Annotated in this window: 12 protein-coding genes; 3 read left to right on the top strand and 9 right to left on the bottom strand. The window is 65.4% G+C overall.

What is annotated here, in order from left to right:
• Window positions 1–9: 9 nt before the first annotated feature.
• Genes RAD16_RS07835 through glsA form a run of 3 tightly spaced genes read left to right on the top strand, consistent with a single transcriptional unit; the run spans window position 10 to window position 5,284 of the window.
• Window positions 10–1,173, top strand: coding sequence for a TAXI family TRAP transporter solute-binding subunit (locus tag RAD16_RS07835; RefSeq protein ID WP_458157287.1), 1,164 nt, complete (start codon window positions 10–12; stop codon window positions 1,171–1,173).
• A 43-nt stretch (window positions 1,174–1,216) separates the two neighbouring features.
• Window positions 1,217–3,415: a TRAP transporter permease gene (locus RAD16_RS07840; protein ID WP_458157288.1), complete on the top strand. Its 2,199-nt coding sequence runs from the start codon at window positions 1,217–1,219 to the stop codon at window positions 3,413–3,415.
• A gap of 21 nt (window positions 3,416–3,436) precedes the next feature.
• Window positions 3,437–5,284: a glutaminase A gene (glsA, locus tag RAD16_RS07845; protein ID WP_458157289.1), complete on the top strand. Its 1,848-nt coding sequence runs from the start codon at window positions 3,437–3,439 to the stop codon at window positions 5,282–5,284.
• A 152-nt stretch (window positions 5,285–5,436) separates the two neighbouring features.
• Here glsA and RAD16_RS07850 read toward each other — a convergent pair whose 3' ends face one another.
• From RAD16_RS07850 to RAD16_RS07890, 9 genes are all read right to left on the bottom strand, one after another.
• Window positions 5,437–5,739, bottom strand: a complete 303-nt coding sequence (locus tag RAD16_RS07850) for a nucleoside triphosphate pyrophosphohydrolase family protein (protein WP_211403189.1) — start codon at window positions 5,737–5,739, stop codon at window positions 5,437–5,439.
• Window positions 5,740–5,765: 26 nt separating this feature from the next.
• Window positions 5,766–6,293, bottom strand: a complete 528-nt coding sequence (locus tag RAD16_RS07855; RefSeq protein ID WP_458157290.1) for a carboxymuconolactone decarboxylase family protein — start codon at window positions 6,291–6,293, stop codon at window positions 5,766–5,768.
• 611 nt (window positions 6,294–6,904) lie between these two features.
• Window positions 6,905–7,264, bottom strand: a complete 360-nt coding sequence (locus RAD16_RS07860) for a Zn-ribbon domain-containing OB-fold protein (RefSeq protein WP_458157291.1) — start codon at window positions 7,262–7,264, stop codon at window positions 6,905–6,907.
• The gene (locus RAD16_RS07865) at window positions 7,261–8,397 is read right to left on the bottom strand and encodes a thiolase family protein (protein WP_458157292.1); all 1,137 of its coding nucleotides are present in this window, start codon (window positions 8,395–8,397) and stop codon (window positions 7,261–7,263) included. Before RAD16_RS07865 ends, RAD16_RS07860 begins: the two co-directional genes overlap by 4 nt.
• Window positions 8,398–8,408: 11 nt before the next feature.
• A complete protein-coding gene (locus RAD16_RS07870) occupies window positions 8,409–9,608 on the bottom strand; it encodes a CaiB/BaiF CoA transferase family protein (protein ID WP_458157293.1) in 1,200 nt (399 codons plus the stop codon).
• A 119-nt stretch (window positions 9,609–9,727) separates the two neighbouring features.
• Window positions 9,728–9,934, bottom strand: coding sequence for a hypothetical protein (locus RAD16_RS07875; RefSeq protein WP_458157294.1), 207 nt, complete (start codon window positions 9,932–9,934; stop codon window positions 9,728–9,730).
• Window positions 9,935–10,056: 122 nt separating this feature from the next.
• On the bottom strand, window positions 10,057–11,226 hold the full coding sequence (locus tag RAD16_RS07880) for an acetyl-CoA acetyltransferase (protein WP_458157295.1): 1,170 nt from the start codon (window positions 11,224–11,226) through the stop codon (window positions 10,057–10,059).
• 59 nt (window positions 11,227–11,285) lie between these two features.
• Window positions 11,286–11,936, bottom strand: coding sequence for a bifunctional 4-hydroxy-2-oxoglutarate aldolase/2-dehydro-3-deoxy-phosphogluconate aldolase (gene eda / locus RAD16_RS07885; protein WP_458157296.1), 651 nt, complete (start codon window positions 11,934–11,936; stop codon window positions 11,286–11,288).
• Window positions 11,937–11,954: 18 nt separating this feature from the next.
• On the bottom strand, window positions 11,955–12,911 hold the full coding sequence (locus RAD16_RS07890; protein ID WP_458157297.1) for a sugar kinase: 957 nt from the start codon (window positions 12,909–12,911) through the stop codon (window positions 11,955–11,957).
• Window positions 12,912–12,929 lie beyond the last annotated feature (18 nt).

A 12,929-nucleotide genomic window follows, 5' to 3' on the forward strand; every position in this document is an offset into this window, starting at 1 on the left:
GAGGGAAACATGCTTCGTGGGCTGGTCATGCTCGCGCCTGCCTTGGTTGCGGGCATTTCTTTTGCGTCTACACGCTACGCATTCGCCGAAGACATCAAGCTGCCGGCGACATTGACGTTCACCGCCTATGACACCGGCACCGCCGGCTTCAACATCGCGGTCGGTGTCGGCAAGATGATGAAGGACAAGTTCGGCACCGACGTGCGCGTGTTGCCCGCAGGCAACGACGTCGCGCGGCTTGCGCCGCTGCGTGCCAAGCGCGCGGCCTCGTCGGCGATGGGATCGGGCACCTATTTCGCGCAGGAAGGCGTGTTCGAGTTCGGCGCCAAGGAATGGGGACCGCAGCCGCTCCAGATCATGCTGTCGACCGTCGATTGCAATTGCGGTTCGCTTGGCGTTGCAGCCGATGCCGGTGTGAAAGATCTGAAAGACCTGAAAGGCAAGCGCGTCGGCTTCGTCGTCGGCTCGCCCGCGCTGAACCAGAACTCGCTCGCGGTGCTCGCCTTCGCCGGGCTGACGCAGAAGGACGTCAAGGTCGTCGAGTTCGCCAGCTACGGCGCGATGTGGAAAGGCCTCGTCAACAACGACACCGACGCCGCGTTCGGCACCACCATCACGGGCCCTGCCAAGGAAGCCGAGACCTCGCCGCGCGGCCTGATCTGGCCGCCGCTGCCTGCAGGCGACAAGGAAGGCTGGGCGCGGATGCAGAAGGTCGGCTCGTTCTTCTTCCCGCAGCTTGCGACCTGCGGCGCCGGCATCACGCCCGACAAGCCGATCGAGCTCGGCAACTATCCCTACCCGATCTTCGTCGCTTACGCCTCGCAGCCGGCCGACCAGGTCTACGCGATGACCAAGGCGATGATCGTGAACTACGACGCCTATAAGGACTCCGCGCCCGGCGCCGGCGGCCTCGCCGCCGAGCGGCAGACCAAGAACTGGGTGGTGCCCGTGCATCCCGGCGCAGTGAAGGCGCTGAAGGAGGCCGGTCAATGGTCCGACGCGCAGGATGCCCACAACAACAAGCTGTTCAAGCGGCAGGAAGTGCTCGGCGCTGCGTGGACCGAGTACGGCAAGTCCAATCCGCCGGCGGATGACAAGGCGTTCCTCGACGGCTGGATGAAGGCGCGTGCGGCGGCGCTTGCGAAGGCCGACATGCCGAACGGGTTCGATTGACCGCCACACTGCCTGCCGCAGAACTGTTTGAGGGAGAGCGCCGATGTCAGAGACTGCGGCAGCGCCGGCGAAAAAGATTGAATTCGAGGATCCGCATCTCGGCGCCGCTGCCGATCTGCAGGAAGCCGAGGTCACGCGCGTCCGCACGTTGAAGGGCGCGTGGCGCTGGGTGCTGATGGCCGCCACCGCGGCCACCATTCTTCTCTGCGTCAATCAGCAATTCTCGCTGCGCTTCTTCATCGACTACACCCAGCTCAACACCGAATACTTTTACTTGCTGATCGCGTTGATGCTGCCTTTCACCTTCCTGATCTTCCCGGGATCGGAGAAGGCGCCGCTCGATCGCATCCCCTGGTACGACCTCCTGCTATTCGCGGCGACCTTCGGCTCGGCGATCCAGCTGATGCTCAATATCCGCAAGGCCGCCCAGTTCGGTTGGGAGTTCGACGGCGCGCCCACCAACGTTATCGCCGCCGGGCTCGTGATGTGGTTCGTGCTGATGGAGGCGCTGCGCCGTACCGGCGGCTGGAGCCTGCTGCTCAGCGTACTGCCCTTCACGCTCTATCCGCTGTTTGCGGATTCCTCCTGGCTCGGACCGTTCCGCGGCACCCAATCGACGCTGCAGCAGACGACTTCCTATCACATGCTGTCCGGCGAGAGCCTGCTCGGGATTCCCATTCAGGCCTTCGCCGATACCGTGATCGGCTTCCTCGTGTTCGGCACCGCGCTGATGATGACGGGCGCGGGCAAATTCTTCATCAACATCGCCTTTGCGATGTGCGGCACCTTCCGCGGCGGCGCGGCCAAGGTCTGCGTGTTCGCCTCCGGCCTGCTCGGCACCGTCGGCGGCAGCATCGTCTCCAACGTCCTCACCGCGGGAACGATGACGATCCCGGCGATGAAGAAGACCGGCTTCACGCCGTCCTATTCCGGCGCGATCGAGGCCTGCGCCTCCACCGGCGCGGTGCTGGCGCCACCCGTGCTCGGCGCCACCGCCTTCGTCATGGCGCAGTTCATGAACACCGGCTATGCCGACGTCGCGCTCGCCGCGACCATTCCCTCGATCCTCTATTATGTCGGCCTGTTCGCGCAGGTGGACGCCTATGCCGCCCGCCACAAGTTGAAGGGCCTGCCGCGCGCCGAGCTACCGCGGTTCTGGGATGCTTTCAAGGACGGCTGGTACTATCTGTTCGTGATCGTCGTGCTCGTGGTGATGCTGCTCTACTTCAAGCGCGAGAGCCACGCCCCGTTCTACGCCTCCGCACTGCTGGTGATCCTGCATCAATGGTCGGGACCGGCGCGCTGGAAGCTCGGCAACACGCTGGTGCTCGTCGGCTCGATTGCGGCGACGGCCGCGATGTTCTGGTTCGGCGTGCTCAACGCCGCGCTGTGGGGCATGTGCCTGCTGGCCGCGCTGAACGAATTCTTCCCCGGTAAGAACTGGGGTGGCGCACGCTGGCTGCAATTCCTCGAGCTCAACGGCAAGACGTTCGTCGAATTGATCGCGATCCTCGCCGGCTGTGGTCTCCTGATCGGCGCCTTCTCGCTCACCGGCGTGATCTCGAGCCTTGCCAACGACCTCCTCAGCATCGCCGGCGGCGATGCCTTCCTGCTGCTGATCATGTGCGCCATCACCAGCCTGATCCTCGGGCTCGGGCTGACGACCACCTCCTGTTACATCTTCCTCGCCATCCTGGTCGCGCCCGCGCTGGAGAAGCTAGGGTTGAACAAGATGGCGGTGCACATGTTTATCTTCTACTGGGGCATGCTGTCCTCGATCACGCCGCCGGTGGCGATCGCCTCCTTCGCGGCGGCCGGCATTGCCGGTGCGCCCGCGATGAAGACGGGCTGGGAGAGCATGTGGGTCGGCAGCATCATTTACTTCATCCCGTTCTTCTTCGTGCTCAATCCGGCGCTGCTGCTCCAGGGCAGCAATCCGTATCTGGAAGCGTTCGGGCTCACGGGATTGGCCTGTTTCGGCATCGTCTTCATCTGCGGCGGCATCCAGGGCTACCAGGCTTTTGTGGGCGACCTCCGCGGCGCCGGTCTGGTGGAATGGCCATTGCGCGTGCTGCTGGTGATCGGCGGCTTCGTGATTGCCACGCCCGGCGGCGGGATCATGCCGCTGTCGCAGATGCAGGTGACGCTGCTGGGCCTCGCGATCCTCGTTCCCACGATCCTGATTGCCCTGCTGCTGGTCCGGCGGCAGGCCCTGATGCCGGACGGGTTGCGCACACCCTGATTGCGTTGCACAAGAGAGGCGATGACACCGCTTTCGCCGCTCGCCTCCGCCTGGACCCGCTCGAAACCGCCCTTGCTGCGGTTTCTGGGCAATTGTCTCAACGAATTCTCGGCCGAGACCTCGGGCCACGTCGCCGACTACATCCCTGAACTGAGCAAGGCCGACCCTGCCTATTTTGGCATCAGCCTCGCGACGCTGGATGGCCACGTCTACGAGGTCGGCGACTCCAGGGTGCCCTTCACCATCCAGTCGATGTCGAAGCCGTTCGTGTTCGCGCTGGCGCTGGATCTCCTGGGCGCGGCCAAGGTCGAGAGCGCGATCGGCGTCGAACCGTCAGGCGATCCCTTCAACTCGATCCGCCTCAACTCCGAGAACCATCCGTTCAACCCGATGGTCAATGCCGGCGCGATCGCCTGCACCGGGCTGATCTATGATAGCAAGGGCCCCGAGGCGTTCGAGCAGATCCGCCTCGCGCTCAGTCGCTTTGCGGGGCGCGACCTCGCCGTGGACGAGGCGGTCTACAGTTCGGAAAGCCAGACCGGCGACCGCAACCGCGCCATCGGCTATCTGCTCAAGACCAACGCGGTCATCTCGGACAATGTCGCCGGCGTGCTCGATGTTTATTTCCGGCAATGCGCGGTGCTGGTCACGGCGCGCGACATCGCGGTGATGGCGGCGACGCTCGCCAATCGCGGCGTCAACCCGGTGACGGGCGAGCAGGTGCTGAGCGCCTACGCGATCTCGCGCACGCTGTCGGTGATGACCTCGTCGGGCATGTACGACTATGCCGGCGAGTGGATCTACCGGATCGGCATTCCCGCCAAGAGTGGCGTCGGCGGCGGCATCCTGGCCGCGCTCCCTGCCCGCCTCGGCCTCGGCAGCTATTCGCCCAGGCTCGACAAGCACGGCAACAGCGTGCGCGGCATCAAGGTCTGCGAGGCGCTGTCCTCGCATTACGATCTGCACATGCTCAATCGCAGCGACGATGCCCGCAACGCCGTCATCGCCGATTACGACATCGGCAAGAGCCCGTCCCGCCGCGTGCGCCGGCCGCAGGAGCGCGAGATCCTCGCTGCGCATGAGCAGGAGGTGCGGATCATCGAGCTGGTCGGCACGCTGTCGCTGTCGGCGGTCGACTATGTCTCGCGCCGGCTCGCGGGCCGGCCGCGGCCGCAATTCGTGATCTTCGATCTGCACCGCGTCACCTCGACCACGCGCGCCGGTGCGCGACTGGTGGCCGAGGCGTTCGAGGAACTGGCGGCGCTGAACGTCACCGTCGTGATCTCGGGCGTCCGCCGCGCCTCCAAGGAGTGGGACAGCTTGCGGGAATGGACCGCGGAGCTGAAGAACGTCCGCGATTTCTACCTGCTCGACACCGCGATCGAATGGGCCGAAGATCAGATCGTCTACCGCTATGGCGGCTCCATCGATTTCCACGAGACCACCGAGCTGTCAGAACAGCCGCTGCTGGCAGGCATGAGCGAGGAAGAGCTGACCGACCTCGCCTCGATCTGCACGATCAGGACCTATCAGTCGGGCGCGAAGATCATCACCACGGGCGACCCGGCCTCCTCCCTGTTCTTCCTGCGCAGCGGCGCGGTGCATGTCACCCTGCCCGACGGCGTACGGCTGGCAACGCTCACCGCCGGCATGGCCTTCGGCGAGATGGCGCTGCTGGAATCGACGCGTTCAGCCGACGTGTTCTCGGACATGGCGGCGACCGCGTACGAGGTGCCGCTGAAGGATTTCGAGCGCTTCCGCAAGCAGCACCCGCGCGCCAGCGAGCGCGTCATGCGCAACCTCGCGCAGCTCCTCGCCGATCGCCTGATCGTCGCCAATGCCAAGGTGGATATTCTGACGTCGACGTGAGCGCTAGGCATGCATTTGCATGGGGTCGTCATGCCCGGGCTTGTCCCGGGCATCCACGTTCTCTGTGCTGCGTGGCAAGGCGTGGATGGCCGGGACAAGCCCGGCCATGACGCTGCGGGGACTGTCAGTGCTCCCAACATACGCCTCATGCTCTACCGGCTCGCCGCCTCGCTGATCCGCCGCTTGATCTTGGCGGCGCTGGCCTTCAGCAATTCAGATGGCTGTTGGCCGGTCGCGGCGCACAGGCAGGCCCAGTAGTAGATGACATCGCCGAGCTCTTCGACCAGACCCGCCTTGTCGAGCCAGTCGTCGCGCAGCAGCTTCTTGATGTGCTCGGCGACCTCGCCGGATTCACCGGCGAGGCCGAGCCCGAGATAGGACAGCCGCTCGTTGGACGGATGCTCATCGACTTTCGCAATGGTTGCGGCCCAGGCCGCGTATTCATCGATCGTCATGAGCATCCCTCGCAATAAGCTTCGGATCAGCCCACCACTTCGGTGACGGGCTGGAGATCGATCTCGAACGTCTCCAGGAACTTTGACGTCATGATGTAGAAGCCGACCGAGAGCTGCAGCTCGACCAGCGCGGCCGGCGTCAGCTTCGAGGCAATCGCCTTGAAGGTCGCGTCCGTCGGCTTGTTCAGTTTCACGATCTCGTCGGTGAAGGCGAGCGCGGCGCGCTGCACCTCGTCGAAGCAGGTCGCCGCCTGCCAGTTCTCGAGTGCCTCGTTCTGCTCGTCGGTGACGCCGACATTCTTGCCGATGCGCTTGTGCGCGACGATCTCGTAGGGCGCCTGGCACAGAATGCCGGTGCGGGTGATCGCAAGCTCGCGCACGACCGGGTCAAGCTCGCCCTTGTGACGGATGGCGCCGCCGAGGCGGCAATATTGCTCAAAATAGCTCGGCGAATGCGCCATCATGCGGAAGATGTTGGCGTGGCGGTTCTTGTCGAGGATTTCGCGGGTACGGTCGGACGCCCCAATCGGATCGCTGTAGTTGATGCGGGCCATGATCTCGGATTTTCCTTGAGCCTTTGATGCTTATTGTCGTTTTCGGCGGCAGCTCCGTGAAACTCTAATTGCGGGCGGACGCAGGAGCAACAACATCGAGTCAAAATGCCGCCGCATTGCTGATCGACCTTGGCACAGTCGATATTCGCCGTGTGGGGACAAATCGCGGTGAATACTCGCAAGGGGTGTTCCGAGTAAAAACAATTGGCCATCGGGTGCGCAGCGCGCGCAACGATGAGTCACGCCCAAGTCTAGGGAGAAAAAGGCATGAAGGAAGCCACCAAGGGGGCAGCCTCGGGAGCGCTCGCGCATATGCTGGCGGTGACGGCGATGCTCGTCATCGCCAGCATCCTGTTCTACGGGCGTTGAGTTCGTTGCGTTAAGCGTTCCAGAGTTTTCGTCATTCCGGGGTGGCCCTCGCACAAGCCAGACCCAGAATTCCCGTTCCAGGTTCGGTCCCCAGGACCGCCCCCGAATGACGAATCCCTCCCCTGCCTTTGGCAGTCGTAGTCCGATGGAGCGAAGCGCACTCCGGGACGGGCTCACGGCGGGGAACGAAACCCGGATTTCGCTTCGCTCCATCCGGGCTACGTGTCCTTACTTGAATCCCGCTATTTATCCTTGGCGAAGAACGGCACGAGCTTTCCGGCAAACGGTTTGAAGCTCGCGATGACCAAATCGCCGATGGCTAGTCCGTTGTCGCCATGGGCCATCATCCGAAACCCCTCGGCGCAATCGACCAGCAGGATGTTGTAGGGCACGTGCGCGCGCGTCTCGGGCGTGGCGGCGCGGCAGACCAGCGAGGTCGCATAGACCCTGCCCTTGCCGCTGGCGCGCGCCTCGCGCGGATCGGCGGTTCCGCACGCTGCGCAGAAGGCGCGGTGGAAATACTGGACATGACCGCAGGCGGTGCAGGTCTGGTAGGTGATGGCTTGTTCGCCCTTGGTCCAGTCGGATAGAGGCTCGCTCATCGCACCCGCTCCAGAAACATGCTGACATGGGACGACAGCACGCCGCCGTCGCCGTGCAAGAGCGCGATCGAGGCGTCGCGCACCTGGCGATTCGCGGCCCGCCCCGTCATCTGCAAATGTGCCTCGACCAGATGCGCCATGGCGCCGCCGACACCGCAATGGCCGTAGCTGAGCAGCCCGCCGTGGGTGTTGAGCGGCATCGCGCCATCGCGGCTGAAATGCCCGGCGCGGACGCGCGCAGCCGCCTCGCCGCGGCCGGCAAGGCCAAGGTCTTCCAGCAGCATCGCGAGCGTGATCGTAAAGCTGTCGTAGATTGCGGCATAGCGCACGTCGGAGATCGCTAGGCCCGTGGCCTCCTTGGCGCGGGCGATGGAGATCTCGGCGCCGAGCTCGCTGAGCGCCGGTGCGGCCGTGACATGCTGATGGGTATGCGCCTGGGCGCAGCCGCGAATGCGCACGCCGGCCTCCCCGGTCCGCTCGCGGCTGATGACGAAGGCGGCGCCGCCGTCCGACACAGGACAGCAGTCCAGCAGTTTCAACGGCATCGCCACCGGCTTCGAGGCCATGACATCGGCAACCGTGATGGGGTCGTGGAATTGCGCGCCGGGATGGGTGCAGGCATGGGCGCGCATCAGCACCGCGAACTCGGCGAGGTCCTGTTCGGTCACGCCGTATTCGTGCATGTAGCGCGTGGCGACGAGGCCGTAATAGGCGGGAATGGTAGGTCCCAGCGGCACCTCGTAATCGGGATGGCCGACCTGGGCCAGCGCCTGGATCGAGGCATCGCGGCTCTGCCCGGTGAGGCGGTTCTCCCCGGCGACGACGAGGACATTGCGGCAGACGCCCGATACCACGAGGTGATGGGCGAGCATCGTCATCGCAAGGCCCGTGGCGCCGCCGACCTGCACGGCGTGGGCGTAGGACGGACGGATGCCGAAGTGCTCGGCGAAGACGGTCGCCAGCATGATGTGCGGCGAGACGGTGGAGTAGCCGCAGAGGATGCCGTCGATCTCGGCGCGCTCGAGGCCCGCGTCGTCGAGCGCGAGTTGGGCGGCCTCGCTCATCAGGTCGAGCGAGGATGAGCCTTCGTGCTTGCCGTAGGGCGTGAGGCCGACGCCGGTGATGAAGCTCATGGTGCCTCCTCCTACTCCGGCGCCGCGCGCGTGACGCCGTCGCGGACCATGGAGGCGATCTCATCGGCGGAGTAGCCGATCTCGCGCAGAATCTCCGCGCCGTGCTCGTTGAGGCGCGGCGCCAGCCGCGCGGGCTCGGCCTCGGTCTCCGACCAGCTCGCCGTCACCTTCATGCTGCGGATGGCACCTTCGGTCGGATGGTTCACGACGGGGAAGAAGTTCGTCGCTTCGAGATGTTCATCGTGCAGGATCGAGGCGAGATCGTGCATCGGCATCACGGGCACGTCGGCCTTGGTCAGAAGATCGATCCATTCCGCCGTGGTGCGGGTCTCGAAGATGCGGGCGAGCTCGGCGTAGACGACGTCGATATTGGCGGCACGTCCTGCAAAGGTCGCGAATTTGGGATCGGCGCGGAGATCGTCGCGGCCCGTCGCCTTGAAGAAGTTCTCCCACTGCTTGTCGTTGTAGACGATGACGCTGAGATAGCCGTCCGAGGTCTTGTAGGGCCGGCGGTCGCGCGAGAGATGGCGGGCATAGCCGCCCTTGTCGAGCGGCGGCTCATAGGTGAGCCCGCCCATGTGGTCGCCCATGACGAAGCCGGCCATGGTCTCGAACATCGGGATATCGACGCGCTGGCCGCGGCCGGTGCGGTCGCGATGCACGAGGCTGGCGCAGATCGCGCCGACGGCGGTGAGGCCGACGATGCGGTCGACCAGAGCGTTCGGCACGTAGCGCGGCACGCCGTCGCCGGTCTGCGCCATCAGCGCGGGCAGCGCGGTCGCGCCCTGGATCAAATCGTCATAAGCGGGCTTTGCCGCGTACGGTCCATCCTGACCGAAACCGAACACGCCGGCATAGACGAGGCGCGGGTTGATGGCGGAGACGACGTCGTAGCCGAGCTGGAGCCGCGCCATCGCCTGTGGACGGACGTTGTAGACGAGCACGTCGGCGTCCTTGAGCAGCCGCAGCACGGCGTCACGGCCGGCGGGCTTTTTCAAATCGAGGCAGATCGAGCGCTTGCTGCGGTTGGTGTTGAGGAACACCGGGCCCATGCCGGCGTGCCGCATCGGGCCGATCAGGCGGGTGACGTCGCCGTCGAGCGATTCCACCTTGATGACGTCGGCACCGTAATCGCCGAGCATCTGGGTCGCATAGGGCCCCATCAGCACGGTGGTCATGTCGACGACCTTGATGCCCTTCAGCGGCCCCATTCGCATCCTCCCGATTGCGCGGGCTCTCAAGGCGGCGCCGCGATTTCGGTCCAGCTAAAGGCAGCGGCGCCGCGCGCGCAAGGGCGGCCGGCGTATGGCCGCATGCGCGGCACCGCCTGCTATTTCTTCTGGCGGGATTCGCGGATCTTGATGAGGCGGTCGAGCTCGTCGTTCTGCTGGTTGATGCGGTCGGCGATGCGCGACTCGCTTTGCTCGCCCGAGGCGGCTGCGGCCTGCTCGATGAGCTGACGGATATTGTCCTCGAGGATCGCGATGCGATCGTTGAGTGCGTCCATCGACAGCGAAGATTCGTAGTCATTGCCCATGATGCTTTTCCGCAAATCAATCAGGAGCGTTAAGGTGGGCAAAGCGAAACTTGCCCACCTTGATCTAGCGCAAGGAAATGGTGGGCGCGGCGCTTTCGCGCCTTTGCCCATCCTGCGAGAGCTTACTTCAGCGGCTCCAGGACGGAGACGTAGTTGGCCACTGCCGCGCCGCCCATGTTGAAGATGCCGCCGAGCTTGGCGTTCTTGAGCTGCATGCCCTCGGGCGCCTGACCGGCGAGCTGCATCGCGGTCATCACATGCATGGAGACGCCGGTGGCCCCGATCGGGTGGCCCTTGGCCTTCAGGCCGCCGGACGGATTGACGGGCAGCTTGCCATCCTTGAGCGTCCAGCCTTCCTTGATGGCGCGAGCACCCTGCCCCTTCGGCGTCAGGCCCATCGCTTCGTACTCGATCAGCTCGGCGACGGTGAAGCAGTCATGGGTCTCGACGAAGGAGAGATCGTTGAGCGTGATGCCGGCCTGCGCCAGCGCGCGCTGCCAGGCGACCGTGCAGCCCTCGAACTGGAGGATGTCGCGCTTGGACATCGGCAGGAAGTCCTGGGCGTGCGCGGTGGCGCGGAAGCCGATTGACTTGCTCATGCCCTTGGCGGTCTCGGCATCGGCCAGCACCAGCGCGGCGGCGCCGTCAGACACCAGCGAGCAGTCGGTGCGCTTGAGCGGACCGGCGACGTAAGGGTTCTTCTCGCTCTCGGCGCGGCAAAAGTCGAAGCCGAAGTCCTTGCGCATCTGGGCGAAGGGATTGGCGACGCCGTTTTTGTGGTTCTTGGCCGCGATCAGCGCCAGTGCATCGGACTGGTCGCCGTATTTCTGGAAGTAGGAGCTGGCGATCTTGCCGAACACGCCGGCAAAGCCGCCGACGGTGTCGCCGTCCTCAGGCAGGTAGGACGCCTTGAGCAGGTTCTTGCCGATCTCCGGGCCCGGGGTGCGGGTCATCTGCTCGACGCCGACGACCAGCACGACCTTGGCGGCCCCTGCGGCGATCGCGCGCAGGCCCTGATGGACGGCGGCGGAGCCGGTGGCGCAGGCGTTCTCGACTCGGGTCGCCGGCTTGAAGCGCAGATTCGGGTCGGCCTGGAGCACCAGCGAGGCGGTAAAATCCTGCTGCGAGAAGCCGGCGTTGAAATGGCCGAGCACGATCTCGTCGACGTCGGAGGCCGCAATGCCGGCATCGGCCAGCGCCTCATTGGCAACGCGGGTGACGAGGCTTTCGACAGTCTCGGTGTCGAACTTGCCGAACGGCGTATGCGCCCATCCGACGATGCTGGCGGTCATGGTCTTCTCTCCCTAGGGTCTCTTCCTGACCTAAGTCTTAGCCCAGGGATGGCAAGACTTCACGCAGGTTTAAGGGCCTGGAGGGTGCGCTGGCAGATGGCAGTTATGCCGGCCCAGTTCCCGGCCCTGATCTCGGCCGTCGGGCACAGCCAGGAACCGCCGACCGCGACCACATTGGGCTCGGCCAGCCAGGTCGCCGCATTGGCCTCGCCCACGCCGCCGGTCGGGCAGAACCGCACGTTCGGGAACGGCCCGCCGAGGGCGCGCAGGCCCTTGATGCCGCCGGCCTGCTCGGCCGGGAAGAATTTTGCGACGTCGAAGCCGTGCGACAGCGCCAGCATTAGCTCGGAGGCCGTGGCGATGCCCGGCGCGAACGGCAGGGAGCTATGGGCCGCGGCCGCAAGGAGATCGGGGGTCAGACCCGGGCTGATGCCGAACGCGACGCCGAGCTTCTCGACGCGGGTGAAGTCGGCCGGATTGAGGATCGTGCCAATGCCGACGACCGCCTCGGGGACTTCGGCCATCATCGCCCGCGCCGCCTCCAGCGCAACCGGGGTGCGCATGGTCACCTCCAGCGTGCGGACGCCGCCGGCGACCAGCGCGCGCGCCAGCGGCACGGCGTCCTGGATGCGCTCGATGGTGAGGACGGGAATGACGGTCGCGGCCTTGAAGAGCGCGACGAGGTGGTTCTGTTGGGCAGCAGTGGGCATCTGAGGGATCTTTTCGTTTCACTTGGTCGCTTGACGCGTGGGCGCAGCGCGGTGCCGCTTCTTCGGCGGCATGGCATAGCCCGGAATGATGGCGCCGGGATAGCAGATCACGAGGCTGGCGAGACGATGCCCGGCCTGGGCCGCCTCCTCCGGCTCGGCCCCCGTGAGCCGGGCGGCAATATAGGCCGCGGCAAAGCTGTCACCGGCCGCGGTGGTGTCAACCACCGGCTTGGTCATTGGTTCGGCACGGACTTCGCTGGTCCCGCCCGGAAAGCGCAGCAGGCTGACCGGCTCCGCCAGACGGAACACCAGCTCGGGCGTGGGAATCCGCGCCATCAATTGCTCATGGCTCTCGCCGGGATAGAGCGCGAGCAGATCCTCGGTCGAGGTCAGCACGATGTCGGCGGCGGCGAAGGCCGCCGCAAACACCTCGCGTGCGACGTCGCGGTCCGGCCAGCCGCGTGCACGGAAGTTGGTGTCGAACACGAAACGCGTGCCGAGCAGACGCGCGCGCTTGATCGCGGCGAACAGCCGCTCGCGTCCTGCTGCGTCGTAGATCGAGAGCGTGATCGCGGAGAGATAGACGATGTCGTAGCTCATCAGCGAGTTGAGCAGTTCGTCGGTCTCCGGCAGGCTCATCAACTGGCGCGCCGCCGCGCTGTCGCGCCAGTGGAAGAACTGGCGCTCGCCCTTGGCGTCTAGCTGGATCATGTAGAGGCCGGGCAGCTTGCCCGGCAGCCGCACGACCCGCCTCGTGCCGACGCTCTCCGCATTCCAGGCCGCGATCATCTCATCGCTCAGGGCGTCGTCGCCGAGTGCGGTGAGATAGTCGACCTTGACCTCCAGCCGCGCCAGGTACACCGCCGTATTGAGGGTGTCGCCGCCGAAGCCGCGCGAGTAGAGCCCACCGCCCTGCCCGCCTTGAGCCTGCCGGAGCTCGACCATGCATTCACCGATGCAAGCAACGCTCGCCATCGTCATATCCACGCTGTT

This window comes from Bradyrhizobium sp. 18BD, from assembly GCF_054185225.1.